General features: G+C 64.2%; 31 protein-coding genes. 21 read left to right on the forward strand and 10 right to left on the reverse strand.

What is annotated here, in order from left to right:
* Positions 1-11: 11 nt before the first annotated feature.
* The 4 genes from E8Q40_RS10140 (at position 12) to E8Q40_RS10155 (ending at position 2,580) form a co-directional block, all read left to right on the forward strand.
* A complete protein-coding gene (locus tag E8Q40_RS10140) occupies positions 12-575 on the forward strand; it encodes a VUT family protein (RefSeq protein ID WP_137044306.1) in 564 nt (187 codons plus the stop codon).
* 39 nt (positions 576-614) lie between these two features.
* A complete protein-coding gene (locus tag E8Q40_RS10145; RefSeq protein ID WP_137046666.1) occupies positions 615-1,343 on the forward strand; it encodes a ribonuclease activity regulator RraA in 729 nt (242 codons plus the stop codon).
* 92 nt (positions 1,344-1,435) lie between these two features.
* The gene (locus E8Q40_RS10150; RefSeq protein WP_137044308.1) at positions 1,436-2,239 is read left to right on the forward strand and encodes a YdcF family protein; all 804 of its coding nucleotides are present in this window, start codon (positions 1,436-1,438) and stop codon (positions 2,237-2,239) included.
* Between the two features lie 155 nt (positions 2,240-2,394).
* Complete coding sequence (locus E8Q40_RS10155) at positions 2,395-2,580, forward strand: hypothetical protein (protein WP_137044309.1); 186 nt, start codon at positions 2,395-2,397, stop codon at positions 2,578-2,580.
* Positions 2,581-2,613: 33 nt separating this feature from the next.
* Here the strand turns inward: E8Q40_RS10155 and E8Q40_RS10160 are convergent, their stop codons facing one another.
* Entirely contained in the window at positions 2,614-3,312 is a 699-nt protein-coding gene (locus tag E8Q40_RS10160) for a DUF599 domain-containing protein (protein WP_137044311.1), read from the reverse strand.
* Between the two features lie 108 nt (positions 3,313-3,420).
* Here E8Q40_RS10160 and E8Q40_RS10165 point away from each other — a divergent pair, with 108 nt between their 5' ends.
* From E8Q40_RS10165 to E8Q40_RS10175, 3 genes are all read left to right on the forward strand, one after another.
* Complete coding sequence (locus tag E8Q40_RS10165) at positions 3,421-3,828, forward strand: rhodanese-like domain-containing protein (RefSeq protein ID WP_137044313.1); 408 nt, start codon at positions 3,421-3,423, stop codon at positions 3,826-3,828.
* A 100-nt stretch (positions 3,829-3,928) separates the two neighbouring features.
* Positions 3,929-4,642, forward strand: coding sequence for a glutathione S-transferase family protein (locus tag E8Q40_RS10170; protein WP_137044315.1), 714 nt, complete (start codon positions 3,929-3,931; stop codon positions 4,640-4,642).
* A 4-nt stretch (positions 4,643-4,646) separates the two neighbouring features.
* A complete protein-coding gene (locus tag E8Q40_RS10175; RefSeq protein WP_137044316.1) occupies positions 4,647-5,333 on the forward strand; it encodes a glutathione S-transferase family protein in 687 nt (228 codons plus the stop codon).
* A gap of 24 nt (positions 5,334-5,357) precedes the next feature.
* Here the strand turns inward: E8Q40_RS10175 and E8Q40_RS10180 are convergent, their stop codons facing one another.
* Together E8Q40_RS10180 and E8Q40_RS10185 are read right to left on the reverse strand one after the other, a co-directional pair.
* The gene (locus E8Q40_RS10180; RefSeq protein ID WP_137044318.1) at positions 5,358-6,566 is read right to left on the reverse strand and encodes a hypothetical protein; all 1,209 of its coding nucleotides are present in this window, start codon (positions 6,564-6,566) and stop codon (positions 5,358-5,360) included.
* 46 nt (positions 6,567-6,612) lie between these two features.
* A complete protein-coding gene (locus E8Q40_RS10185) occupies positions 6,613-7,077 on the reverse strand; it encodes a hypothetical protein (protein ID WP_137044320.1) in 465 nt (154 codons plus the stop codon).
* Positions 7,078-7,258: 181 nt separating this feature from the next.
* Here E8Q40_RS10185 and E8Q40_RS10190 point away from each other — a divergent pair, with 181 nt between their 5' ends.
* Both E8Q40_RS10190 and E8Q40_RS10195 read left to right on the forward strand, forming a co-directional pair.
* Entirely contained in the window at positions 7,259-9,361 is a 2,103-nt protein-coding gene (locus E8Q40_RS10190) for a VTT domain-containing protein (RefSeq protein WP_137044321.1), read from the forward strand.
* A 35-nt stretch (positions 9,362-9,396) separates the two neighbouring features.
* Positions 9,397-10,068 carry an endonuclease/exonuclease/phosphatase family protein gene (locus tag E8Q40_RS10195; protein ID WP_137044323.1) on the forward strand — a complete coding sequence of 224 codons (672 nt, stop codon included), beginning with the start codon at positions 9,397-9,399 and terminating at the stop codon, positions 10,066-10,068.
* Positions 10,069-10,141: 73 nt separating this feature from the next.
* Here E8Q40_RS10195 and E8Q40_RS10200 read toward each other — a convergent pair whose 3' ends face one another.
* The 3 genes from E8Q40_RS10200 to E8Q40_RS10210 form a co-directional block, all read right to left on the reverse strand.
* On the reverse strand, positions 10,142-10,324 hold the full coding sequence (locus E8Q40_RS10200; protein WP_137044324.1) for a CsbD family protein: 183 nt from the start codon (positions 10,322-10,324) through the stop codon (positions 10,142-10,144).
* Between the two features lie 196 nt (positions 10,325-10,520).
* On the reverse strand, positions 10,521-10,946 hold the full coding sequence (locus tag E8Q40_RS10205) for a hypothetical protein (RefSeq protein WP_137044326.1): 426 nt from the start codon (positions 10,944-10,946) through the stop codon (positions 10,521-10,523).
* Positions 10,947-11,115: 169 nt separating this feature from the next.
* The gene (locus E8Q40_RS10210) at positions 11,116-11,778 is read right to left on the reverse strand and encodes a DUF1236 domain-containing protein (RefSeq protein ID WP_246663065.1); all 663 of its coding nucleotides are present in this window, start codon (positions 11,776-11,778) and stop codon (positions 11,116-11,118) included.
* Between the two features lie 220 nt (positions 11,779-11,998).
* Here E8Q40_RS10210 and E8Q40_RS10215 point away from each other — a divergent pair, with 220 nt between their 5' ends.
* From E8Q40_RS10215 to E8Q40_RS10240, 6 genes are all read left to right on the forward strand, one after another.
* Positions 11,999-13,543 carry a carboxyl transferase domain-containing protein gene (locus E8Q40_RS10215; RefSeq protein ID WP_370455252.1) on the forward strand — a complete coding sequence of 515 codons (1,545 nt, stop codon included), beginning with the start codon at positions 11,999-12,001 and terminating at the stop codon, positions 13,541-13,543.
* Between the two features lie 15 nt (positions 13,544-13,558).
* Positions 13,559-14,005 carry a hypothetical protein gene (locus tag E8Q40_RS10220; protein ID WP_137044330.1) on the forward strand — a complete coding sequence of 149 codons (447 nt, stop codon included), beginning with the start codon at positions 13,559-13,561 and terminating at the stop codon, positions 14,003-14,005.
* A gap of 138 nt (positions 14,006-14,143) precedes the next feature.
* Complete coding sequence (locus E8Q40_RS10225; RefSeq protein WP_137044331.1) at positions 14,144-14,362, forward strand: hypothetical protein; 219 nt, start codon at positions 14,144-14,146, stop codon at positions 14,360-14,362.
* Positions 14,363-14,519: 157 nt separating this feature from the next.
* Positions 14,520-14,978 carry a DUF3617 family protein gene (locus tag E8Q40_RS10230; protein WP_168197796.1) on the forward strand — a complete coding sequence of 153 codons (459 nt, stop codon included), beginning with the start codon at positions 14,520-14,522 and terminating at the stop codon, positions 14,976-14,978.
* A gap of 39 nt (positions 14,979-15,017) precedes the next feature.
* A complete protein-coding gene (locus tag E8Q40_RS10235) occupies positions 15,018-15,710 on the forward strand; it encodes an SDR family NAD(P)-dependent oxidoreductase (protein ID WP_137044334.1) in 693 nt (230 codons plus the stop codon).
* Positions 15,711-15,863: 153 nt separating this feature from the next.
* Positions 15,864-16,601, forward strand: a complete 738-nt coding sequence (locus tag E8Q40_RS10240; protein WP_137044336.1) for a transporter substrate-binding domain-containing protein — start codon at positions 15,864-15,866, stop codon at positions 16,599-16,601.
* On the opposite strand, the gene E8Q40_RS10245 is transcribed toward E8Q40_RS10240, so the two are convergent.
* Together E8Q40_RS10245 and E8Q40_RS10250 are read right to left on the reverse strand one after the other, a co-directional pair.
* The gene (locus E8Q40_RS10245; protein ID WP_137044338.1) at positions 16,598-17,134 is read right to left on the reverse strand and encodes a hypothetical protein; all 537 of its coding nucleotides are present in this window, start codon (positions 17,132-17,134) and stop codon (positions 16,598-16,600) included. The two genes, E8Q40_RS10240 and E8Q40_RS10245, sit on opposite strands and share 4 nt — an antisense overlap.
* Before the next feature lie 37 nt (positions 17,135-17,171).
* On the reverse strand, positions 17,172-18,140 hold the full coding sequence (locus E8Q40_RS10250; protein WP_137044339.1) for an NADPH:quinone reductase: 969 nt from the start codon (positions 18,138-18,140) through the stop codon (positions 17,172-17,174).
* 127 nt (positions 18,141-18,267) lie between these two features.
* On the opposite strand from E8Q40_RS10250, the gene E8Q40_RS10255 reads away from it, so the two are divergent.
* Positions 18,268-18,501 carry a hypothetical protein gene (locus E8Q40_RS10255; protein WP_137044341.1) on the forward strand — a complete coding sequence of 78 codons (234 nt, stop codon included), beginning with the start codon at positions 18,268-18,270 and terminating at the stop codon, positions 18,499-18,501.
* A 134-nt stretch (positions 18,502-18,635) separates the two neighbouring features.
* Here the strand turns inward: E8Q40_RS10255 and E8Q40_RS10260 are convergent, their stop codons facing one another.
* Complete coding sequence (locus E8Q40_RS10260) at positions 18,636-18,872, reverse strand: hypothetical protein (RefSeq protein ID WP_137044342.1); 237 nt, start codon at positions 18,870-18,872, stop codon at positions 18,636-18,638.
* An 809-nt stretch (positions 18,873-19,681) separates the two neighbouring features.
* Between E8Q40_RS10260 and E8Q40_RS10265 the strand changes: the two genes are divergently transcribed.
* From E8Q40_RS10265 to E8Q40_RS10285, 5 genes are all read left to right on the forward strand, one after another.
* Positions 19,682-19,903 carry a hypothetical protein gene (locus E8Q40_RS10265; RefSeq protein ID WP_137046668.1) on the forward strand — a complete coding sequence of 74 codons (222 nt, stop codon included), beginning with the start codon at positions 19,682-19,684 and terminating at the stop codon, positions 19,901-19,903.
* Between the two features lie 81 nt (positions 19,904-19,984).
* A complete protein-coding gene (locus tag E8Q40_RS10270) occupies positions 19,985-20,320 on the forward strand; it encodes a GYD domain-containing protein (protein WP_137044344.1) in 336 nt (111 codons plus the stop codon).
* Positions 20,321-20,388: 68 nt separating this feature from the next.
* Positions 20,389-21,270 carry a hypothetical protein gene (locus E8Q40_RS10275; RefSeq protein ID WP_137044346.1) on the forward strand — a complete coding sequence of 294 codons (882 nt, stop codon included), beginning with the start codon at positions 20,389-20,391 and terminating at the stop codon, positions 21,268-21,270.
* Positions 21,271-21,302: 32 nt separating this feature from the next.
* Positions 21,303-23,252, forward strand: coding sequence for a biotin carboxylase N-terminal domain-containing protein (locus E8Q40_RS10280; RefSeq protein WP_137044347.1), 1,950 nt, complete (start codon positions 21,303-21,305; stop codon positions 23,250-23,252).
* Between the two features lie 27 nt (positions 23,253-23,279).
* Positions 23,280-23,720: a DUF1489 family protein gene (locus tag E8Q40_RS10285; protein ID WP_137044349.1), complete on the forward strand. Its 441-nt coding sequence runs from the start codon at positions 23,280-23,282 to the stop codon at positions 23,718-23,720.
* A gap of 753 nt (positions 23,721-24,473) precedes the next feature.
* Here the strand turns inward: E8Q40_RS10285 and panC are convergent.
* Entirely contained in the window at positions 24,474-25,325 is an 852-nt protein-coding gene (gene panC / locus E8Q40_RS10290) for a pantoate--beta-alanine ligase (RefSeq protein ID WP_137044350.1), read from the reverse strand.
* Positions 25,326-25,413 lie beyond the last annotated feature (88 nt).

Here is a 25,413-nt window from a genome sequence, read left to right on the forward strand (position 1 = left end):
CAGTCCTCGCAATGACCATCGAAATACGCAAGAACGTCGAAGGCGCGATCTTCCTCGTGCTGTTCTGTCTCACGATTCCGGCCGCCAACTGGATGATCGGAAACGTCGGCACGGTATGCCCCGCCAACAGCCCGTGCCTGATCCCGGTGGCGCCGAATCTCATGGCGCCCTCAGGCGTGCTGATGATCGGCGCGGCGCTGGTGCTGCGCGATCTGGTGCAGCGCCGCCTTGGCGTCGAATTCGGTATCGGCGCGATCATTGCCGGGGCAGGGATTTCGGCGGCGATCGCGCCGCCGGCGCTGGTGGTGGCTTCGACCGCCGCCTTCCTGCTGTCCGAGCTGGCCGATTTCGCCGTCTATACGCCGCTGGCGCGTCGCCGGCTGGTGATGGCCGTGGTTGCCTCCGGCCTGGTCGGACTGGTGATCGACTCCATCGTATTCCTCTGGCTGGCCTTCGGCTCGCTGGAATTCCTGGCGGGGCAGGTGGTCGGCAAGAGCTGGATGGTGCTGTTCGCGATCCCGTTGGTGGCCTATCTTCGCCGCCGTGACGCGCGGCTTGGCCTCGCCTCCGTTTGAAACTTTAGCGAGATATCCATGACCACGCCCGTGCAGCCCATGACCATGACATCGCCCGCGACCGCAACGGTGAGCGCGGCGACCCTCGATTTGCTGCGCACGGTCACGACCGGCACCGTCACAACGATGCTGCTGAAGAAGGGCATTCGCCATGCCTGGATGAAGGGCGCGATGCCGTTCGGCCATACCGGCAAGCGCATCGTCGGCCCGGCCTTCACCTTGCGCTTCGTGCCGGTGCGCGAGGATCTCGCTACGCCGGCGAGTTGGCTCAACCCGATCTCGACGCGCTCGGCCATCGAGGCCATGCCGGAAGGCTGCATTTGCATCGCCGACGCCATGGGTGTGACCGGCGCCGGCATCTTTGGCGACATCCTCTGCATGCGCATGGTCAAGCGCAAGGTCGCGGCGCTCATCACCGACGGCGTCATGCGCGACCGGCACGGCGTGCTCGGCACCGGCTTGCCGGTGTGGTGTCAGGGCGTCGCGGCGCCGGCTTCCGTCAACCAGTTGACCTTCGTCGGCTGGAACGAGCCGATCGGCTGCGGCGGCGCGGCGATCTTCCCGGACGACATCATTGTCGCCGATGACGACGGCGCGGTGGTGGTCCCGCGGGACCTGGTCGAATTCGTCGCGCATGAAGGCGCCGAGCACGAGCTGATGGAAAGCTGGCTCGTGCAGGAAGTGGAGAAAGGCGAGAAGCTGCCCGGCCTCTATCCGCCGAACGAAGAGAACAAAAAGCGCTACGAGGATTGGAAGAAGTCCCGGTAAGAAGGGCGCTCGGGACGCGACGATGTGCACCAAGGCGCGGCGCGTGCCCGGTGTGATACGGTAACGGCCGGAAAGGGTACCCGCCGGCCGTCATGTTCTTCATCCTTTCAAAAACCGTCACGGTTCTGCTGCAGCCGTCGAACCTGATCCTGCTGATCGGGATCGCCGGGCTGGCGCTGATGCTGATGGGTTGGCGACGCGGTGGTACCCGGCTCGTCGTGACCAGCGTCGTCCTGCTGTTCATTGCCGGTCTGTTGCCGTTGGGGCCATACCTGACCCATGCGCTCGAGCGCCGCTTTCCGCCCTGGGAGCAGGACGGTGGCATGTCGCGTGGGGCACCGACCGGGATCGTCGTCCTAGGTGGTGTGATCTCGCCATTACTGTCGCGGCAGACCGGCCTGGTCTCCGTCAATGGCGATGCCGGCCGTGTCATTGCGCTGGCGCATCTGGCGCGCGCCTTTCCCAAGGCACGCATTATCTATTCCGGCGGCGATGCCAGCCTGTTCGGCAACAAGCGTCCCGAGACGGACTTTGTCGGTCCCTTGCTCGACGATTTCGGCCTGGCGCGCGCGCGCGTCGAACTGGAAACGCGCTCGCGCAATACCGCCGAGAACGCCGTGTTCTCGAGGGAGATCGCGCAGCCAAAGCCGGGCGAGCGCTGGCTGCTGGTGACCTCGGCGCAGCATATGCCGCGCGCGGTCGGCGCCTTCCGTGCGGCCGGGTTTCCGGTCGAAGCCTACCCGGTCGCATTCCAGGTCGAGCGGCATCTGCGGCTGCGGCCCGGTTTCACCGTCGGCAATAATCTCGCGCGCTTCGATCGCGCGGCGAATGAATGGGTCGGCCTCATCGCCTATTGGGTGACGGGCCGCAGTTCGGCCTTGCTGCCGGCACCCTGAAACAGGCGTCGCGCGTCGCGAAGATTGTGATCGCTGCAACCCGCCGGTAACATTTCCTTCACTGGGCGATTCGTGCGCCCGAGTGCGCGTTGAGCGTTCTCGAGCACCATCCGCGTGTTTCTTCCGCGTGATGCCTTCAACAGAGGGGGATCGCAATGGCTGCCAAGAAAGCGTCTGGCATTCTTTCACCGTCGATGCGCGCGTCCGACAGCGACGCGGCGGATTTCTATGACGACCTCGGCCTGAGCGCCCATTGGGGCGAGAAGATCATCACCGCGGTGGCCGCCACTTTGGGCATTACCATCGTCGCGGCGGTTGCGCTGTTGATGGGCATGTCCTAGCCCCGACCACGCCCTCTGAGGTGCACCGGCTGATCAGTCCGGTTTGCCGCCGTCCGCCTCGAAGGCGAGGCGCGAGATGGAGGCAAATTGCCGGCGCCACATCACGATCACCACGCCGATGGTGGTGAGCGCCAGTTCGATCGGGCCGAGAAACCAGCCAAGATAGCCCAGCGCGAAGAAGAAAGCGCGCTGGCCGCGGTTGAACTGCTTCCCGGCGTCCTCGCACAGCCGCGCGCCGCGATGCGCGAAGATGCGCGCCGCCTCGCTGTCTTTCTGCGTGTGCGGCGGCGCCGCGCCGACCATGATGGCGAGGTAGTTGAATAGCCGGTACGACCAGGCGAATTTGAAGAAGGCATAGACGAAGATCACCGACAGTCCGACGATCTTGGCCTGCCACATCTCCGCCGTGTTCGGCACGGCGAAGGGCAGCATGCCCATGACATGCACGATCTCATCGGAAGCGCGCAGCAAGGTCAGCGCGCCGCCGATCGCGATCAGGCTGGTGGAGGCGAAGAACGCCGTGCCGTTCTGCAGCGCCGCGGTGACCTGAGAGTCGACGATGCGCACCTCGCGCGCCAGCAATTCCTTCATCCACTGGTCGCGATAGACATGCATCAATGAATTGAGACTGCGCGCGCCATGCGCGGTCTTCTCGATCAGGATCGAATAGCCGATCCAGGCGGCGAGGAAGAGGGCGAGCGCAAGTGCATCCGGCAGGCTCAGTGACAGCATGGCGGTCCGACCCCTTGGCGCGGGCGGCACGCTTGTCGCGATGCCGCCGTTCCGTTACACCGCCATTCTAAGGGCCGGGCGTAGCGGCCGAACAGGGAAATCCGGACGATGCCGCAGAATATCACCATCGGTTACAAGGAGCTGTGCGAGGCCGCCGAGCGTGAGATCGAGACTCTCGACACCGCCGAGGCGATCAAGCTTGCCGGCCGCGACGACGTCGTCTTCGTCGATATCCGTGACATCCGCGAACTGCAGCGCGACGGCAAGATGCCAGGCGCCTTCCACTGTCCGCGCGGCATGCTCGAGTTCTGGATCGACCCCAACGGCTCGTACTACAAACCGGTGTTCGGCCAGGACAAGAAATTCGTGTTCTTCTGCGCCGGCGGCATGCGCTCGGCCCTGGCCGCGCAGACCGCGCACCGTATGGGTCTGAAACCCGTTGCCCATATCCGCGGCGGCTTCGGCGCCTGGAAGAAGCAGGGCGGCCCGACCGAGGCGCCGGAAGCAAAGGATTAAAGGCGGGCGGACCGATCAACGGCGCTGCTGGCGGCCATCGCCAAAATTCATTTGCCGCGATGGCGCTGCTTCCGCACCATACTGTGAATCCGAGGGGCAAATGGCGCTGACGCTGATTATCGGCAACAAGAACTATTCGAGCTGGTCGCTGCGGCCGTGGATCGCCATGAAGGCGGCCGGCATTGACTTCGATGAAGAGCTCATTCCGTTCGAGACCGAGGACTTCAAGACGATTGTTCCAGCGGTGTCCGGTACGGGCAAGGTGCCAGTGCTGGTCGATGGCGATATCCGGATCTGGGAATCGCTCGCCATCCTCGAATATCTTGCCGAGAAGTTTCCCGATTTCGCGCTGTGGCCGAAGGACGCCGCGGCGCGTGCCCACGCCCGTGTCGTCGCCAACGAAATGCATGCCGGCTTCCAGGAATTGCGCAATCACCTGCCGGTCAACTTCGCCCGCCGCGTCATGAAGCGCGATCTACCGCCGCCGGTTGTCGACAATGTCCGCCGCATTGAGGCCCTGTGGGCCGACTGCCGGGCACGCTTCGGGCAGGGCGGTCCGTTTTTGTTCGGCGCGCGCTACACCAATGCCGACGCCATGTACGCGCCTGTGGTGTCGCGCTTCCACACTTATGCGGTCGATGTCACGCCGCGGACCCGCGCTTACATGGATGCGGTGATGGCGCTGCCGGCGTGGAAAGAATGGGAAGCAGCCGGCATTGCCGAGCCTTGGCTTTTTGCCGAGGACGAAGTCGATTGGCCGATGGTCCACCGCGTCGACAAGCCGTCATTTAACGCGCAACAAAGCGAGCCCTGACCTCATGTCCCTTAAACTGGTGATCGGCAACAAGAACTATTCATCCTGGTCGCTGCGGCCGTGGATCGCGATGAAGGCGGCCGGCATCGCCTTCGAAGAAATCGTCATCCCGCTTTACGTGCCGGGCAGCGCCGAGGAGATTTTGAAATACTCGCCGGCCGGCAAGGTGCCGATTTTGCATGACGGCGATCTCAAGATTTGGGATTCGCTGTCGATCCTTGAATACCTGGACGAAAAATTCCCGGATGCCGAACTGTGGCCGAAGGACGCTGCGGCGCGCGCGCTGGCGCGCTCGGTGTCGGCCGAGATGCATTCCGGCTTCCAGGCACTGCGCCAGCACTGCACGATGAATCTCTGGCTGCCGCCGAAGCCGCGGCCGATGCCGGATGAGGTCTATGCGAACATGAAGCGCATCGAGACCGTCTGGGCCGAGTGCCGCGCGCAATACGGCAAGGGCGGTCCGTTCCTGTTCGGCGCGCGCTTCGGTAATGCCGATGCGATGTATGCGCCGGTGGTGGCACGCTTTAACAATTACGGCCTGCCGGTTTCTGCCGCAACCAAAGAGTACATGGACGCCGTGATGGCGACCACAGCGTGGCGCGAATGGTACGACGCCGCCATGAAGGAAACCTGGGTCATGCAGAACAACGAAGTCGATTGGCCGCTGGTGCGCGGCGTGAAAGTCGGGTGACGGTTCTCGAACGGGGCGGTCGCGTCAGTATTTGATCGACAGGCCTGTCTTGAAATCCCGCACGTCCTGTCCGATGCCCGGCAGGTCGCCCTGGCGATAGGTCGCTTTGATGGCGGCGTGCCCGGCCTCGTCGAGATTGTAGGCGAGGTTGGCCTGCCAATATCGCAGGTCCTTCTGCATGCCCGAGCCGGCGTTGCCCCAAAGCTGTCTGAACTGTCCGCCGAATGTCAGGCGTCGCAGCGGCTCCGGTCCGTCGAGGAACCAGAAGCTCGCCTGCAGGATCGGTCCTGCGCGGAAGTAGTGATCGCCGTCGCTGATATTGGTGAGGGGCCCGGCCGCCGCGACCTTCTCGACCTCGAAATGTGCGATCGGGTCGAAACGAAAGCCGAGCGGCAGCGACGGGGAAATGCGGAAACCGCTGCTGATGTGATGCACGTTGGACACCGGCTGCCATTCGAGTGAACCGCCCCAGACTTTCGTCTGGCCACGCGAGTCGGTGTTGTAGTAGCCGGCGATACGGAAGAGTTGCCGGACTGTTTCGCCGGGCAGGGCAAATTCGGCGACCATGCGCGGCGACAGGTAGTCCACGTTCTTGTTTGGATTGGAGCGGTTGCGCTGCTGGTCGAATTCGATGCCGGGAGCCCATGTCACGCGATCGAATGGACCGGTTATGCCGGCGTCCTTGGGTTGGGGGAAAATGTCCTTGTACAGGTAGACCGCGCCGCTGAGGGCCGTTATCTGATTGTCATTCTCGATATCGCGCGTGTAGGAGAAGCTCGCGCCATCGGCCGATTTCTTGGCTGTCAGTAGTTGTTGAACCGATAGCACGGAACGGGCATCGCGCACGATCAGCGGCGGTGTGCCGTCTTGCGTCTTGATCTCGAAGCCGCTGTCGATGTCGTTGGTCGCGACATTGGGCGTCGTTGTGTGGCCCTTCGTTTGTTGTTTGATCCTCTGAATGTCCCTGAGCTTCAATGACGCTTCGAACTCAAGCTTGTTTTTGTAGTCGAGCCGCTCTTTGTCGGTCATCTCCGGCCGGCAACCCTTTGTATTCTCCGCTAGAACGCTGTCCGAGAGCAGCCGGGCGAGCGCCCATTCGTTCTTCTCCGGTATGTATTGCTTCCCTGTCGCAGGGTCGGTGATGCTGCAGCGTTGTGTGATTTCGGCCTCTGTGACGGCTAGCGCTGGCTGACAAAGAACAAGAACCGCGACTGCAGTGCACGAAAAACGCATGACACAACCCCCAACCGTTGCGGACCTAATCGCCTTGTTTGAATTGCTATTCGTAAGCTGCGACCACGACGTAGCAGACGTCCTGAACCTTGGCGCATTTCTTCAGCGCGGGGCGGCTAAGAGCTTTGGGAATTTTCATGCCTGCGGATAGGAAGCAAGGCGGTAAATCGTCGGCCAACTGGATGAAGTTGTTGTCATCCCAATTGAAGCGCGTCCGAAGATTGGTGTTGTAAAGGATGGTCGGGTCGTTGACCAATTTGGCAATACAGGCGCGGGTCTGCTCGCAAATCCGCAGCTTCTGATCGACCGATAGTGTGAGAGCGAGCGTCGCGGTGGCAGCGAACGTCGTGACGCCTCGTTTGCGCCGGACGATGGCCTTTGTCTTTTTGGCGCCGACTTTTTTCTTGCTGGTTTTCTTGCTGGCGCTCTTCTTGCGAGCCTTCGATTTGTTGCGAGCCTTCGATTTGGCCACCGTTTTAGGCGCGCTTTTACGCTTCGCTTTCTTTGCCATGGCTCTACCCCCCGATGTCGCCCGACAGACAATGGTAATACCACAGGTTGTTTACCGTCAATCTGCAAACCCGGCCGTTTCGACGCCGTTTCGGTAAAGAACCAATGTTCCATCTGTGCGTTGAAAGCCCATCGGGGAGGGGAATCCGCGTCGGGTTCCTTCCATCGATGGGACTGGACGCATGCTTCTTGAACCTGGCTATAACGTCTGGCGCATCGCGCGTGCTGGCCGCGCGTCGATGCTGATCGACGCCGCGAATTATTTCGCGGCGGTGCGTAGCGCCATGATCAAGGCCGAACGCTCGATCCTGATCGCAGGTTGGGACATTCACAGCCAGACCCGGCTGGTCGGGACCGATGGCCGCGCCGACGATGGCTATCCTGAGACTTTCGCCGAGTTTCTGGCAGCGTTGGTGGCAAAGAAGCCGCGGCTCGAGATACGGCTGCTGTTATGGGATTTCTCGGTGCTCTATGCCACCGAGCGCGACCCGTTTCCGACCGCGACACTGCAATGGAACACGCCGCACAATATCCGCTTTTGCCTTGACGATTGCGTGCCGATCGGCTCGTCGCAGCATCAGAAACTGGTGGCCATCGACGACAAGGTCGCTTTTTCCGGCGGCCTCGATCTCACGGTGCGCCGCTGGGACACCTGCGCCCACAGACCCGACGACCCCCTGCGTGTCGATCCAGCCGGCAAGCCCTACGGTCCTTTCCACGACGTACAGATGGTCGTCGACGGCGATGCCGCGCGCGCCTTAAGCGAATTGCTGCGCAGCCGCTGGGCTTGCGCGGCGCTGGAGGATGTCGCCGCGGTCAAGGTTGACGGCGATCCGTGGCCGGACGGCGTGAGGCCCGACTTCACCGAAACGGACGTCGGCATTGCCCGCACCGAGCCGCGTTTCGATGGCCGGCCGGAAGCCCGCGAGGTCGAGAAGCTGTTCTTCGACATGATCGATGTCGCTGAGCGTTCGATCTATATCGAAAACCAGTTCCTTACGACCTTACCGTTCGCTCAGTGCCTCGCGGACCGCTTGCGCGCGAAGCCTGAGCTCGAAGCGCTGATCGTCTCGCCGCAAACCCATGTGTCGTGGCTCGAAGCGCAGAGTATGCGCGCCGGCCGCGCCCGTTTTGCCGAGGTGTTGAGCGAGTTCCCCGAGGAACGCGTGGCGCTGCTTTACCCCCGTGTCGAGACCAAGGGCGCCGCAGCCAATATCATGGTGCATTCCAAGGTGATGGCGGTCGATGACCGCATCATCCGCATCGGCTCTGCCAATCTCAATAACCGCTCGATGGGCACCGACACCGAATGCGATCTTGTCGTCGTCGCGCAGACGGAAGGGCAGCGTGAGACCGTGGCCCGCCTGCGCAATACGCTGATCGGCGATCACTGCGGTGCCACGGCCGAAGAGGTGGCGCACGCCATCGCGCAAAACGGCGGCTCTCTGGTCAAGACGGGCCGGGCGCTGGCCCGCAACGGCCATAGCCTGCAGCCGATCGTCGACGATCCCAAGGTCTCGGAGGCATTCGGGCTCATCCAGGGCGTGGCCGATCCGGAAAAGCCGATCGGCGCCGAGGAATTCATCAGCAACATGTTCGGAGGATACGTGCCCGCCCGCCATTATTCGACCGTGCTCAAGGTGGTTGCCGCGGGTCTCGTGATCGTGGGGCTCGCCATGGCGTGGCAGTTCGTGCCGCTCGCCGATCCCAAGTCGGTCAAGGAAGCGTTCAGCGACATCGCCGGCAGCCATTGGGCGCCTTTCGTCGTCATCGGCAGCTTCGTCATTGCCGGATCGCTGATGTTCCCGGTGACGGTGCTGATCGCGGCGACGGCAGCGGCTTTCGGTCCGTGGACCGGCTTCACCTATGCCTTTATCGGCGCACTGGCGAGCGCGCTGACGACCTATGCCATTGGCGCAGCCATCGGCAAACGCACGGTGCAGGATTTGCTCGGGCCGCGGCTCAACCGCATCCGCCAGAAGATCGCCGCGCGCGGGGTGGTGTCCATTGCGGCTATCCGTCTGGTTCCGGTCGCGCCCTTCACGGTGGTCAATCTCGCCGCCGGCGCCAGCGCCATTCCGGTGTTCGATTACATGGCGGGTACCGTCATCGGCATGCTGCCCGGCATGATCATGATCTCGGCGGTGGGCAACCAGTTCGCCCGCATCCTGACGTCGCCGACGCCGTTCGATATCGCGGCGCTCGTGGTGGCAGTGGGCGCCTGGGTGGCGCTGTCGATCGGCGTACAGGCGGCTGTGTCGCGCTACTGGAGCGCCGGCCGGTGAGGAGTGAGGCCGAGCGGGCAAGCACCGTCCGCGTGATGACCTGGAATATTCACGGCACGCTGGGGCGCAATCCGCGTTTCGACCTGGTACGGGTTGCCGATCTCATTCGCCGCTGGGACCCGGACATCGTGGCGCTTCAGGAAGTCGATTCCCGCCGCGCGCTTGCCGACGCCGCCAATCCGTTCGAGTATCTCACCGGCGCGGTCGGGCTGTATGGCATCGGCGCCAAGTCGCTGACCAGCACCGACGGCGATTACGGGCAGATGCTGATCTCGCGCTTTCCGCTGCGCGGACATGAGATCCATGACATCTCGTTTGGCGAACGCGAGCCGCGCCGCGCCATCCGCGCCGAGGTGGAGACGCCGCTCGGGCCGCTGACCGTGGTCGCGACCCATCTCGGCCTGAGCATCAATGAGCGCCGCAGCCAGGCCAGCATGCTGATCGAACTCGCGGCAGGGGAGAATGCTGCGGTGGTGATCGGCGATTTCAACGACTGGTTCTGGCCGAACTCGGTGCGCGGAATGTTGTCGCGCATTCTCGCCGGCCGCACACGGTTCCGCACCTTCCCGTCCATATGCCCGTTGCTCAGGCTCGATCGCATCTACTGCCGGCCGCGCGCCGCGCTTGTTCGCAGCTTTGTCGATCGCAGCGCGCGGGCGCTGTCCGATCATCTGCCGGTGATTGCTGATTTGCGGCCCAACGCGTGAACGCAATGAGCGATGCGCAAAATAAAAGCCCGGTGCGTTCGCACCGGGCTTTAGCGTTCGAAGGTCGGCGCTCTTAGTTGTCGAGCGCTTCCTTCATCTTGTCCTTGGCGCCGCCGACGGCATTCTGGACCTTGCCCTTGACCTGATCGGCCTTGCCTTCGGTTTCGAGCTTGGCGTCGCCGGTTACCTTGCCGGCGGCTTCCTTCACCTTACCCTTAGCCTGGTCGAACGAGCCTTCAATACGATCCTTGTTCATGGATGCTCCTCGTTTCGTTGCTGTGAAAATTCGTATGCGGGGATCTCGTGCGGACAACGCGCGAGCGCGGCGCCATGTTCCGCCGATTGATGGTCGCAGGTTGCGGTGGGAACCACGCACAAGCAAAGGCCCGCGACGCGGTGCATCGCGGGCCTCGCATTCCACGGCCGGGTGAGTGGCCGATCCTGTTGGCTGGTTACTTGCCGGTGCCGCCGGCGTTATCGAGCGGCTTGGCCGACGGCGACGACGGCTTCACGGCCGGTTGCTCCGCCGAAGTGCCCGTGGTGGCGCGCGGCGCCGTGCCGGACGGCATATCGGCCGTGCTCTTGGGCTGCATGCCGCTCTTGCCAGCGTTGCCTTCCTGGGTCGGGGCGGCGTTGGGATTGGCCGGATTGGTCGTCTCAGCCTGCTGGCCCTGCTTGCCCTTCATCGAGCCGGACGCGCCTGGCATGTCCTTGGTCGCCTTCGGCTGCATGCCGCTCTTGCCGGTGTTGCCTTCCTGGGTCGGCGCGGCGTTGATGCTGGACGGATTGGTGGACTTGCCGTCGTTGGTCTGGGCACCGGCAACCGATAGGCCCGCGATCAGCGCGGCAACAGCCGTCATCGTGGTGAGCGTCTTCATCGTCATCCTCCTTGCTATTTGAATTTGTTGCGGTTCGCTTCCGAACACGCGGGGACAACGAGCGGTGCGAGTTTCATGTTCCCGGAACCCGCGCGATTTTCGCGTGTAGACGAAGAGTCGCGGCGCGGAATGTCGGGTTCCGCGCCGCTGTTGTTTGCACTGCCGAAGATCAGGCTTCGAGCACGGCAACGATCTCGCGCGTTCCCGGATCGATGACGACAATAGTCGAGCCGACGATGATGTAGTCGAAGCCGCGCCATTGCGGATAGATCGTCACCACCTCGGCCGGCAGCGGGTAATAGCGCACATGCTCCGGCACCCGCGTGCCGACGCTGATCGAGATGTTGAGATTGACCGGTTCCACCTTCTGCCGCTTGATCACCGACGTGATCTTGGTGCGCTGCTCGGTGGTCAGGTTGGCGCGCGCGCCGGCCGAGCCCTGGCCGGTCGTCGAGGATTGCGTATCGCGCGCCGTCGCACCGGACTTGGTCTCAGCACCGGACTTGCCGGCATTCATACCGGCCTTGTCATCCTTGACCCCGGATTCCGGCGCCGCGCCGCTGCGCTGCGGCGGCTGGGCTTTCATGTCCTTGATGTTGGTGTTTTCGCCGCTGCCGGGGCTGAGTCGCTGAGGCGAACCTTGACCGGTGGTTTCGGGCATGCCGCGCTTGCCTTCGCCGGCATTCATCGATGGCGCGACCTTGGCGGGCGGCGCGCTCTGCTGCGCCGCGGGGGCGCGTTCCGGCGAGGCCTGATTTGTCTGGGCGTAGGTGGCACCTGCGCCGATCACGAGCGCCAGCGCCGCGGTGGTCAGAAGTCGGGCTTGAGTCATGCGAGTTCCTCTCTGCTGACCCCCCGAGGCATTCCAGCGCGGTCAACGCGGTGTCGCGCGCACCGTTCCGCCTCCATTGCCTTGCGGTTCCGGCCGGGGCACCTTGCCGCCGTGAGACAAGACGGCCGGCGATTCCGCCGCCGGGGAGGCACTGACTTTGACGGTCCTGACATCGACGATCGATCGCGCATCAGCGGAATTTGCCGGTAATTCCGGCCGCATGCGGGCGCTGATCGAGGAACTGCGCGCCCGGCGCGCCGAGGCCGCGCTCGGCGGCAACGAGAAGGCGCGGGCGCGCCATGTCGGGCGCGGCAAATTGCTGCCCCGCGACCGCGTCATGAACCTCATCGACCCCGGTTCGCCGTTTCTGGAGATCGGCGCGCTCGCCGCCTTCGGCATGTATGACGACGCCATCCACGGCGCCGGCATGATCGCCGGCATCGGCCGCATCGAGGGCCGCGAATGCATGGTGGTGTGCAACGATAGCACCATCAAGGGCGGCACTTATTATCCGATGACGGTGAAGAAGCATCTGCGCGCTCAGGAAATCGCGCGCGAGAACCGGCTGCCTTGCGTCTACCTCGTCGACAGTGGCGGCGCCAACCTGCCGCACCAGACCGAGGTGTTTCCCGATCGCGAGCATTTCGGCCGCATCTTCTACAATCAGGCGACGCTCTCGTCGTTGCGCATTCCTCAAATTGCAGTCGTGATGGGGTCCTGCACCGCGGGCGGCGCCTATGTGCCGGCGATGTCGGATGAGACCATCATCGTCAAAAATCAAGGCACCATCTTCCTCGGCGGCCCGCCGCTGGTGAAGGCGGCGACCGGCGAGGTGGTGAGCGCGGAGGATTTGGGCGGCGGCGACCTGCATGCGCGCAAGTCCGGCGTCGCCGATCATCTGGCGCAGGACGATCATCATGCGCTGTCGCTGGCGCGGCGCATCGTCGCCAATCTCAACAGCCGCAAGTCGCCCGACATCGCGCTCGAGACGCCGCGCGATCCGCTCTTTGACGCCGCCGAACTCGACGGCCTGGTGCCGGTCGACCTCAAGAAGCAGTACGACATTCGCGAAGTCATCGCGCGGCTGGTCGATGGCTCCGAGTTCGACGAGTTCAAGCAACTTTACGGCACGACGCTCGTCTGCGGCTTCGCGCGCATCCACGGCATGCCGGTCGGCATCCTCGGCAATAACGGCATCCTGTTTTCGGAGAGCGCGCTCAAGGGTGCGCACTTCATCGAGCTGTGCTGCCAGCGCCGCATTCCGCTGCTGTTCCTGCAGAACATCGTCGGCTTCATGGTCGGCCGCGATTACGAGGCCGGCGGCATCGCCAAGGACGGCGCCAAGCTGGTCACCGCGGTCGCCTGCGCGCAGGTGCCGAAGATCACCGTCATCGTCGGCGGCTCCTACGGCGCCGGCAATTACGGTATGTGCGGCCGCGCCTATTCGCCGCGCTTCCTGTTCACCTGGCCGAATGCGCGCATCTCGGTGATGGGTGGCGAGCAGGCGGCCTCCGTGCTCGCTACCGTCAAGCGCGACAATATCGAAGCCGGCGGCGGCAAATGGAGCGAGATCGAGGAAGAGGAATTCAAGACGCCGATCCGCGAGCAATACGAGGAAGAGGGCAATCCCTATTACGCCACGGCGCGGCTGTGGGACGACGGCATCATCGTGCCGAGCGAGACCCGCCGCGTGCTGGCCTTGGCTTTCAGCGCGGCGCTCAACGCGCCGGTGCCGGAGACAAGGTTCGGGGTGTTTAGGATGTGAGGGGGGTGGGTGGCTATGCAGGTTTTTCTGACGGTCTTATCGGCGGTACTTGTCTTTGTAATATCGCAAGCGCTTCTCAGGTTTTTTTTCGAGCCGTTACAAAACTTTAACCGAGAGCGCGGCGACCTCTCGTTCCTTTTGCTTTATTATGGAATTCCAGGACTCGATAGGGCCAAGACAGTTCAGGACGATGATTATAATCTCGGCTTAATTGGCCCGTCACTTCTCGCCTGTATCGCGCAGATTCCATTTTACGATTATTTTGCTGCGTTGTCGTTTCTAGGTCTGCCTAATAGAGGCGATGTGCAGAACGCGATTGTGCTGACTGCAACGGTCACGGCGGATATTCGAAAGGAAACGGCGAAAGCGCGAGATAGCTCGGTAGATACTAGGTTGATTGAGATCGCTCGGTTATTGAAGGTTCCTGAGCCCCGAGTATCTTCGGTAAGCGAACGAGCGTAGGGGGCAAAGGCGCGTAGCCCGTAGGGCGGGTTAGCGCAGCGCTATCCGCCATTCCATTTTGCGACACGGCGCGTTACGCCTTCGTCGCCGCTTTCGCGGGGACAAGCCTAACGCGCCCTACGGACTGCGAATTGCTCCATGCCCTCCCGCCCCAAAAAACCGCCCGGCCATGCCTGGGAAGTCTTCATCCGCTATCTCGACGATGGCGATGATGACAGCATGCTGGTGGAAGGCTGCTGGACGCCGGAGGAGGCGATCGCCAAGGCGCGCGAGGCGCTGAACGCCTATGCCAAGAGCGACGACGACAAGGATCAGTTCGAGGTCATGGCGGTGGTGCGATCGGATGCGGTGATTTGAGGCCGTGTAGCCCGGATGGAGCGCAGCGAAACCCGGGACTACCGCCCCGCATTGCGCTTCGCTCCATGCGGGCTACGGGCCGTGTCCCGCAACGCGCGCGGGCATGACGAATAAACACTTTCAGTGTAAGCTTTTGTTCCCGCCAAAGGTGAGCATCATGGACCATTTCAAGAAAGAACTCTTGGCGATTGTTACAGGTGTTACTTTGTGGGCGTATCCCGCCTTCGCCGCCACCCAGCTCCAGCCCGGCGAATGGCAGACGACCGAGACCGGCACCGAGAACGGCAAGCCGGTGCCGCCGGCGGTCGAGAAGGAATGCATGACGGCTGAGGAGGCGCGCGACGCCACCGGCCTGGTCAATGAAATGAAGAAGGCGATGACCGGGCAGGGCGCGCAGTGCCAGACCGCCGATATCCAGCAGAATGGCGACACGGTCACCTACACGCTGAAATGCGCGATGGAGAAGCAGTTCATCTTCAACATCTCCGGCACCTACACGCTGCAATCGCCGACGCGCTATGCGGGGCGGATGAAGTCCGAGATCACGATGATGGGACAAAAGACGACGGCCGATAAGGCGATCGAGGCCGTCCGCATCGGTGATTGCAAGAAATGACGTGGCTCGGCGGCCGCCATTTGCGCTAGATACCGGTCCATGAAACACACCTCGGCTCTCATCGTCGGTGCCGGCTCCGGCCTGTCGGCCTCGCTGGCGCGGCTGATGCTCAAGGACGGCCTGCAGGTCGCGCTCGCCGCGCGGTCGGCGGTCAAGCTCGCCGAATTTTCCGAGGCCACCGGCGCGCGGACGTTCAATTGCGATGTCGCCCGGCGCGACGAGGTCGAGGCGCTGTTCGCCGATCTCGACGCCGCCAAGCTCACGCCCGATGTCGTGGTCTACAATCCGAGCTACCGCGTGCGCGGCGCCTTCATCGATCTCGATCCCGCCGAGGTCGAGAAGACCTTGGCCATCACCGCCTTCGGCGGCTTCCTGGTGGCGCAGCAGGCGGTCAAACGCATGTTGCCGAAAGGCGAGGGTGCCCTGTTGTTCACCGGCGCGTCGGCCTCCGTAAAAGGCTATGCGCAGTCGGCGCCCTTCGCCATGGGCAAGTTCGCCTTGCGCGGCCTGGCGCAAAGCCTCGCCCGCGAACTCGGCCCGCAAGGCATTCACGTCGCGCACTTCGTCATCGATGGCGGCATCCGCAGCGCGCGCCGTCCGCCCGATCCTGCCAAGCCCGATGCGCTGCTCGATCCCGACGCCATTGCCGAGACCTATATGCAAACCTTGAGGCAGCCGCGTAGCGCGTGGAGCTTCGAGGTCGAACTGCGGCCATGGGTGGAGAAATTTTAGGGGAACGGCTTCGTCATTCTCCGTTCATTCCCGCGAAAGCGGGAATCCAGTTTGCTGTGATTTGTGAGCGCCTCATCTGGGTCCCCGCTTTCGCGGGGACGAACGGAGAGAGCAGGCTTTTCATCGGGGCTATAGCTCGATAAACCTGCGCTCATGCTCGACCTCTCTCATCTCAACGATCTCGCTCCCACCGGCACCTTGCGCGGCGGCGTTGTCGTCGCGCCGGCCAAGTCGATGTCGTTTGCGACACGCGCCGATGATGCCGCGGTGCAGGGCGTGCCGGTCGATCTGCTGCACGGCTTTGCCGCGGTGCTGAACGTGCCACTGGCGCTCACCGAGTTTTCGAATTCAGGCCAGCTCACCGACGCGATTGCCGAAGCCCGCTGCGATATCGGCTTCATGCCGCGCGATGCGGCGCGCGAGGCCCGCGTCGCCTTCGGCCCGTCGTTCTATTTGATGGGCAGCACCTATCTGGTGCCGGCGGGCTCGGAAATATTCACCATCGAGGCCGTCAATCGCGAGGGCATCCGTATCGTCGCCATCGCCAACACCACGACAGCGCGCGCCGCCCGGCGCACCGCGCCGCTGGCCATCGTTGAGGAAGTGGGAAGCGTCGACATCATGACCGCGATGGCGCAGCGCGGTGAGGCCGATGCCTTCGCGCTGTCGCATGACTCGTTCATCGGTCTGCTTCCGAAGATACCCGGCGCGCGCGTTTTGCCCGGGCAATTCCAGCAGACCGGCATTGGCGTTGCCGTGCCGCCGGGGAGGCCAGGTGCGCTCATCCTTGCGCGGCAGTTGATCGAGGAAGCGAAGGCGAGCGGCCTCGTGCGCCGCGCCTTCGATGCCGCCGGCTTTGTCGATGCGGCGGTCGCGCCGCTCGAGATCTAGTCCGCGCGCACCCGGATCGGCGCTTCGGCCATGCGCCGGTACAGATTGATGCGGCGGCGGATCGGCACCCAGTCGTAGAGATAGATCTCGATCGGCTTCCAGTTGGCGACCCAGCCGACGATGATCAGGCTTTCCTCGAGCACACGCGCCACCACGCGGTTGGGAATGGCGGCGGCGGCGATCTGGCTGGCCACGAGGCAGGCGATCAGCACGACAATGCCGATGCCGAGGAAGCGGCGGCCGAGGCGGAACAGCTCGCGCAGGTCCTGCTCGGCGTGGATCGCGCGGTCGGTGAAGTAGTGCGCGAACGCCTCCGGCACGCGCGCCGCGTCGGGCTTCTCCGCCTCGCTCTGCGGCAGATGGACGACGATCTCGAAGGCTTCGGCTGGCGGCAGCTCGCGCACCCAGCCGGTGATGAATTCCTCGACGCCGGCGTCGAGGTCCTTTTGCCGGAACGGCGAGGGGTCGAGCGAACTGAACAGATGCGCGATCGTCTGCGTCCGCAGCGCGATGGTGGTGACGGACGCGCTCATGATCGTTTCTGTGGCCCTATCGCGGCCCCTCTGGCCGTCAGATCGTCACGACGACCTTGGCGGTGGCGCCTTGTTCGACAGCCTGATGCGCGGCGGCGGTGTCGTCCAGTCCGAATTTCCGCGGATCGACGCGGTTGATCAGTTTGCCCGCCGCCAGCGCGGCGCTGATGCCGCTAACGGCGCGGGCGCGCTCTGCGGCGTCGAGATCGAACACCAGGAAGAACTGGATGCCGATCGAGTTCGACAGGCAGAACTGTGCCGGCAGCGTCAGCTCCGGCCCGGCGATGCCATAGACCACGACGCTGCCTTTGGGCCGCAACACATTGGGCAGAAGCTTGGCATTGGCAGTGATGTTCATCTCGACCACGGCATCGACGCCGCGCTTGTCGGTCAGCGCCATGACGCGCTCGCCGACATTTTCGGTCTTGTAGTCGATGACATGATCGGCGCCGGCTTGCCTGGCGATCTTCGCCTTCTCCGCCGAGGAAACGGTGGTGATCACGGTCGCGCCGGCGAGTTTGGCGAACTGGATGGCGTAATGGCCGACCGCGCCGGCGCCGCCGGAAATCAGCAGCGTCTTGCCGGAGCGCATCGCGCGTTCGACGGCATGAAACGCCGTCATCGCCGGAATGCCGAGGCAGGCGCCTTCGGCGAAGCTGACTTTGTCCGGCAATGTCACCGCCTGCGCCGAAGGCAGCACGATATATTCCGCCGCGGTGCCGAAGGGGCGCTTCCACTGCGCGTTCCAGATCCACACGCGCTCGCCGATGCGCTTCTTGTCGACGCCATCGCCGACCTGGTCGATGGTGCCGGCGCCGTCGCTGTGCGGAATGATGCGCGGCCAGGGCTGCTTGCGTCCGGCGCGGACTTTCACGTCGACCGGATTGACGCCGGAAGTCGCGAGCTTGACGCGGACGTCGCCCGGTCCGCATTCGGGTGTCGGCACGTCGCCGGTGCGCAGAACGTCACCCGCCGCGCCGATATCGTCGTAGTAACAAGCTCGCATTTCGCTCCTCCGTGTTGCGCTGGAGCATGCCTGCCTCGCGGAACCGCGACAAGCGCGCGCGCGTTCTCACAGACGGAACATTAAAGCCGCCAGACAAGGCGGAGCCTGTTCAAGGAGGACAACATCGATGACCTATCGTGTCTATAGCGGCCCCCAGGGCGCACCCGATCCGTCGCCGCTCGAGAAGCAGCGCATGCTCTACAAGGAGTTCATGTCGATGGATGAAGCCCTTTGGTGGGCGAGCCATTTGCGCAAGCAGGGCAGGGTCGCGTTGTCGATCGAAGGCGATGACGGCAGCCGGCTGGACCGCCGCGCCATCGGCGCCGCGATCAGCACCGCGCCGTTCCTGCGTTCCGCATAAGTTCGCGCGCGAAATTCGTTTGAGATTTTCGCTGCGCGAAATGGCGCGGTGGAATTCCTGCCCCGACACCGGCGGACAAACGCACAAAGCCCTGCCGGCCGGCGGGGCTTTGCGTATCCGCATCTTCGTTTGTGTCAGTTGGCGCGCGTCGCGCGGTCGGCGTTGAGATTGGCGGTGACGCGGTCCCACTGATGCTTGGCGCCTTCGCGCAGGTCGCGCCATTTCACGCTGACGACGTCCCAGTTCACCATCGGCCGTTCGGTGGTGATGGTGACATCGTTACTGGCGATGCCGGCATGGTTCCGGTCGTAGATATAGGCGCCCGCGATGGTCAGCGCGGCGCCAAGAATGATGCCAAACAGAAGTCGCATGAGTCGTTCTCCCGTCCCGAAAGCGCCCCCTCACGCTTGCCGGGAAACGAACGGCTTCGGCCCGGAAAAGTTCCCTCGGCTGGGTGAGGTCGAGGGGGTAATCGGGGTGGGGCAGCGGAGTCCGACGGCCGGCCCGTGGCATTTGCGTAAAAACAATTCAGACGGGCCATGCAAGTTCGTAAGCCATTGAAAAACATAGAATATTACATCAAAAAATGTCCCCCGCGCGGCAAATTTCCTGCTATATTAGAAACATGCGTACACACTCGAGCAAGACCGCCGGACGGGCCTCCCAAAAGTCCTCCCGGGGTACCGACAAGAAGACCGCCAAGAGCACCCGGAAGTCCGGCAATACCGCGAAATCGTCGCGCGCCCGGGCCACGGCGCGGTCGTCCCGTGCTGCTTCCAAGGTCACCAAAGCTGTCAGTAAAGCCGCCAGCAAGGCTGTGACCAAACCGGCGACCAAGACTGTCGTCAAAGTGGCCGAGAAGGCCGCGGTCAAAACCGTGTCCAAACCGGTGATCAAGGCCGTCACCAAGCCGGTCGAGAAGGCTCCGGTAAAGCCGTCCGCTAGCGTGGCGGTGAAACCAGCCGAAAAGCCGGCGGCCAAGTCTATAGCCAAAGCCGAATCCAAAACCGTCGCCAAGCAGGTGTCGCGGATCGCCGCCGACATCGCCGCCAAGGCCGCCGCCAAGGAAGCCATCCGCGCCAAGGCCGGCCTGCCCAAGCCGGGCGCCAAGGTGGAACTGTCGGAAAGCGCGCTGACCGCGCTCACCATGATCCGCACCTTCTCGCCGCCGGTACAGCCGATCGAGGCGCCCGAACCGTCACGCGCCAAGGCCGCGCACAAGTATCAGGTCGGCGATGCGGTCTATTTCACCTCGCCGAGCTTCGGCCGCGCCGCCGCCAGCGGCACCTATACGGTGATCAAGGTGCTGCCGTCCGACGGCGAGGATCGCCAGTACCGGATCAAGAGTTCGGTCGAGGCCTTCGAGCGCGTCGCCAAGGAAAGCCAGCTCGAGCGCATCTAGTCGGCGCCCGCGCGCGTCGGCGTTCGCTTTGCCGTATAGTCGCGCCTCGTGAATCGTTTCGTCGCGGGGAGAGCCAGTTCCATGCCGATCTACATCACGCAGGGTCGCTACACGCGCGAGGCCATCAAGGGCATGCTGGTCAAGCCCGAGGACCGCGCCGAGGCGGTGTCGCGCCTGCTCGCCAAGGTCGGCGGCAAGCTGATCGGTTACTACGTCACCTTCGGCGACTACGATTTCCTGCTGATCGCCGAAGCGCCCGATAATACCCGGATGGCGGCGGCGCTGCTGTCGGCCGGCGCCAGCGCCGGCGTAACCGATCTCAAGACCACCGTGGCCATGACCTCGATCGAGGCCAAGGGCGCCTTCGCCGCGGCGAGCGACGTCGCCCCGAGCTTCCGCGCGCCGGGTGGCCTGTGACCGTGCGCAAGACGCCGACTTTGGCGCCGACCTTGATGCCGCCACCATTGCCCTGTCGGTAGAGTTTCATGTCAGGCCGCGTTCCCATTTCCGTTCTGCTCGCCCGCACTGCGACCCCGCTGGCGGTACTGCTGGGGCTCGGCCTTGCCGCTTTCGCCGTCGCCGATCAGATGGCCGCCGACCGCCGCGCCGCGCATGAGCGCGCGATCATCGCGCGTAACGACGAACTCACGGCGCGGGCGATGGCGCCGGGTTCGGCGCTGGCCTGTCTCGATGCCGCGCCGGGTGACGCCACCGAAACCGCCTGCGAGGCCGCCGTGTTCGGCTCGCCGCAGGCCACCGCCGCCGCCGTCGCTTATATCGGCGCGCGTATGGCACTGCTCGCCGACGCCAAAGACATGCCGGCGCTCGCTTCGCGCCTTGCAGCCGCGCGCCGCGCCGTCGAACTCGACCGCTTCGGCATCGCCGCGCAGGTCCTGAGCCAGCGCGACGGTTGCTCGGCGGCGCAATGCACCGGCTTTGCGCTCGTGACCGACTCCAGCATGCTGCGCTCGAACCTGAAGGCGCGCACTTTCGACCAGTACGTTTCCCGCCACGCCGCGACCTGGAACGCACCGGCGGCCGTTGCAGCCGACAAGCCGGTGGCTTCCACGCAGCCGCCAGTGGCCGTGGCGCCGCAGCCTGCTGCCCCGGTCACTGCCGCAGCCGCACCGCGACCGGTGTCGTCGAAATACGATTTCCCCTCGGCGGCTTCGATTCCGCCGGTCAGCATCATGAATGCCGAGCCGCCTCTGTCGAAGGAGGCCGCCGACGCCAGGCAGGCTGCCGCAGCGCAGGGCGCGGCTTTGGGCGACCGGGCACCGCCGGCGCCGCAGCCCGAACGCACCCCGGTGCCGCCGAAGCGTCCACAGGCGGCCAACGAACCGGCGGACATCGCCCCGGCGCGCTAGTATTGTCTCGCCGTCAACGCCGGGCCCGCCGCATGTTCAAATCCGTTCTCATCGCCAATCGCGGCGAAATCGCCTGCCGCATCATGCGCACGGCCAAACGTATGGGGATGCGCACCATCGCGGTTCATTCGCAGGCCGATGCCAAGGCGTTGCACGTCAAGCTCGCCGACGAGGCCCATCTGATCGGCCCGGCCCCGGCGGCGCAGAGCTACCTGGTGATCGAGAAGATCATTGCCGCGGCCAAAGCGTCGAAGGCGGAATGCATCCATCCCGGCTACGGCTTCCTCTCCGAGAACACCGCCTTCGCCAAGGCCTGCGCCGATAACGGCATCGTTTTTGTCGGCCCGCCGCCCTCGGCGATCGAGGCGATGGGTCTCAAGGATCGCGCCAAGGCGCTGATGGAGAAGGCCGGTGTGCCGGTGGTGCCGGGCTATCACGGCGACAAGCAGGATCCGCCGTTCCTCAAGCGCAAGGCCTACGAGATCGGCTACCCGGTGCTGATCAAGGCGGTCGCCGGCGGCGGCGGCAAGGGTATGCGCCGCGTCGACAAGCATGCCGATTTCGACGATGCGCTCGAGGGCGCGATGCGCGAGGCGCAGAACGCCTTCGGCGACGCCCGCGTGCTGATCGAGAAATACATCACCGCGCCGCGCCACATCGAGATGCAGGTTTTCGCCGACAGCCACGGCAACGCCATCCATCTCAACGAGCGTGATTGCTCGCTGCAGCGCCGCCATCAGAAGGTGATCGAGGAAGCGCCGGCACCGGGCATGAGCGACGCCTTGCGCGCCGAGATGGGGCAGGCAGCGGTCGCCGCCGCCAAGGCCGCCGGCTATGTCGGCGCCGGCACCATCGAATTCATCGCCGACGGCGCGGGCGGGCTGAAAAGCGGCGGCTTCTGGTTCATGGAAATGAACACGCGGCTGCAGGTCGAGCATCCGGTGACGGAAGCCGTCACCGGCCTCGATCTGGTCGAGTGGCAGTTCCGCGTCGCCCACGGTGAAAAGCTGCCGCTGAAACAGGATCAGGTGCCGCTCGAAGGCCATGCCGTCGAGGCCCGGCTTTATGCCGAGGATCCCGAGAAGTCGTTTCTGCCGTCGACCGGCAGACTGATCGCGCTCGATTTCCCGAAGGCGGACGGGCTGCGCGTTGATACGGGCGTCGAGAGCGGCGACGAGGTGACGCCATTCTACGACCCGATGATCGCCAAGCTCATCGCCAAAGGCGAGACGCGCGAGGCCGCGCTGGACATTCTTGCCAATGCGCTCGATGCCACCGTCGTCATCGGCCCGCGCAGCAATGCCGGCTTTCTCGCCGCGCTCGCGCGCTCTCCCGATTTCCGCGGCGGCGCCTTCGACACCGGATTCATCGACACGCATCTGAGCGAACTTGTCGGCGCGCACGGTCTCGATCACGAAGCCGTGGCGTTCGGCGCCGAGGCCTTGATGGCGTCCGAGCATGACCGCGTTGCCGAGCGGCGCGAGAGCATCGATTCTCCTTGGGATGCCGATGACGGTTTCCAGTTGTCCGGCACACGGCGTCTCATCGTGCCACTGATTGTCGAAGGCCAAAAGGTCAACGCCGAAGTGACCTACGAAGGCGGCGCGGCCAAAGTCACCGTCAATGGTGCTTCGCCCGCCGCCGACGCCATGGCGATCATCGCCGACGACGCGGTCTACGTGTTGCAGAGAGGCCGTCAGACCAAACTGGCGCTACGCGATCTTTCGCTCGGCGAGGACGCCAACGAAGGCGGCGGCGGTCTTGTGCGGGCGCCGATGCACGGCAAGGTGCTCGCCGTGCTGGTGGAGCAGGGCGCCACCGTCGCGCGCGGCCAGCGCCTCGCCATCATCGAGGCGATGAAAATGGAGCATACGCTGACGGCGTCGGTCGACGGCACGGTGGCCGAGATCGCGGCGTCCGTCGGCGCGCAGATCGCCGAAGGCGCCAAAGTGATGATGATCGCGCCGGCGGACGGCGCTTAGCAGAAGTTGATTGGCTTAGAGTCAGTAATGCCCCTTCATCTCATCAAGCTCTCTGTCGGGACCGACTCCATTGCCGATCTGCAAGGCTGGATCGATGACAAGATCAAGGCGCAGAAGAAGCGCGGCGTGAAGAAGCCGGAGCGCATTCATACCACGCGCATGGTGCCCAAGCGTGCCGATGAGCTGAAGGATGGCGGCTCGATCTACTGGGTCATCAAGGGCCAGATCATGTGCCGCGAGACGATCCTCGATGTGCGGCCCTTCACCGACAAGGACGGCATCCACCGCTGCAAGCTGGTGCTCGATCCCAAATGCATTCCCGTCGAGCCGCGGCCGCGCGCGGCGTTCCAGGGCTGGCGCTATCTCGAGGACAAGGAAGCGCCGCGCGATCTCGGCAAGATCAGCAAAGGCGCGCTCGCCATGCCCGAGGAGATGCGGCGGGAACTGATGCAGTTGGGGCTTCTCTGAGCCGTAGCCCGGATGGAGCCAGCGGGCCGGCGCGAAGCGCGCCCGGTGACAGGCTACGCGAGATCCGGGACGGTATCTCTCGGCGTCATCGCCCGCGAAGGCGGGCGATCCAGCGTTTTTGGCGAATTAGAAAGCGCTGGGTCCTCCGCTTTCGCGGAGGACGACGGTGATTTACCAGCTAGGCCACAGTCGCTCAGAAAATAGTCCTTGACTCTTATTCCTAGGACATTATAGGCTTCCTCCGTCCTGTTCCAGCCGGGGGCGCTGTCATGAGGCGTCGTTTCAGTGGGAGCAGGGCGCGGTGCCCGCGGGCTTGGGGATTACGCATCCCGGGCGCTCGGGCGGCGACGGGGCTCCGCCCGGAGGCACTAGGACCTCCTGCAAGGAGCTTGCTGATGGTGAGCGCTACCCGCGAAAGCGGATCAGCCGCCAGAAGCGCGGCCCGTCATCGTAACGACACCGCGATGGAGCGCCGCGGGGCGCAGGCGTCCCTTCGCAAGGGATGCCTCGCACCCCAAAGGTGCGAACATCAAAGGGCGCCTCGCGGCGCTCCATCCCCTCGGCGTGCGCTGAGGGTAGGAAGGGGAAACCGGCGTGACCCGCGCCGTAAAGAACAGGGCCCGCGGAGCGTTGGCTAAAGGCTGTTTGAAAATTGAAGATGAAGTCGGGATGCAATTGAAATCCCGCTCACCCCCGCGAAGGCGGGGGTCCAGACTGGATGCCCGCATCCGCGGGCATGAGCGGAGTTTGTGCTCAGACTCCCAGATTATCGATCAGCCGTGTCTTGCCGATCTTGGCCGCGACCAAAAGCCGGATCGGGCCGTCTTTGATCGAAGCAATCGGCTTGAGGGTCAGCGCGTGGCGCGCCTCGAGATAATCGAGCTTGAAGCCGGCATGGGCAATTTCGCTGGCGCCTTCCTCCATCACCATCTCGATCGGCTCGCCGCGCTTGATGCGTGCCGCGCTCGCCTTGAGCACGCGGGACAAGGTCGGCGCGACCGCGCGCTCGGCCTCCGAGAGATAGACATTGCGCGACGACAAAGCGAGGCCGTCCTTCTCGCGCACGGTCGGGACACCGATCACCTTGACGCCGAGGTCGAGGTCGCTCGCCATCTGCGTGACGACGCGAAGCTGCTGGTAGTCCTTCTGGCCGAACATCGCGAAATCGGGCCGCACCTGCGTGAACAGCTTGGTCACGACAGTGGCGACGCCGCCGAAGAAGTGCGGGCGGAATTTGTCCTCGAGCCCGGCCAGAGCGGCACCTTCGGGCGCGATGCGGGTGGCAAAGCCCTCCGGATACATCGCCGCCGGTGTTGGGGCCCAGACGGCGTCGACTTTCAGGGCCGTCAGTTCCTTGATGTCAGCCTCGAAGGTCCGGGGATAGCTGCCGAAATCCTCGTGAGGGGCAAACTGGGTCGGGTTGACGAAGATCGACACCACGACGCGCCGGGCGCGTTTACGCGCTTCGCGCACCAGTTTGAGGTGGCCTTCGTGCAAGGCGCCCATGGTGGGGATCAAGGCGATGGCCTGGCGCGCGCGGCGGTAGGGCTCCAGCGCCCGGCGCAACGAGGAGACGGTGCGGAGGATCTTCGGTCGGTCGGCCATGTCTTTAAGGGTCCCGGTGGCGGCAGGCGTTATCGCCCTGTCGGCGGATTGTCGTCAATCACGGTTAAAACGGCGGGCCATGGTAAAT

Origin of the sequence: Pseudolabrys sp. FHR47 (assembly GCF_005153485.1) — a bacterium.
Classification (GTDB): domain Bacteria; phylum Pseudomonadota; class Alphaproteobacteria; order Rhizobiales; family Xanthobacteraceae; genus Pseudolabrys.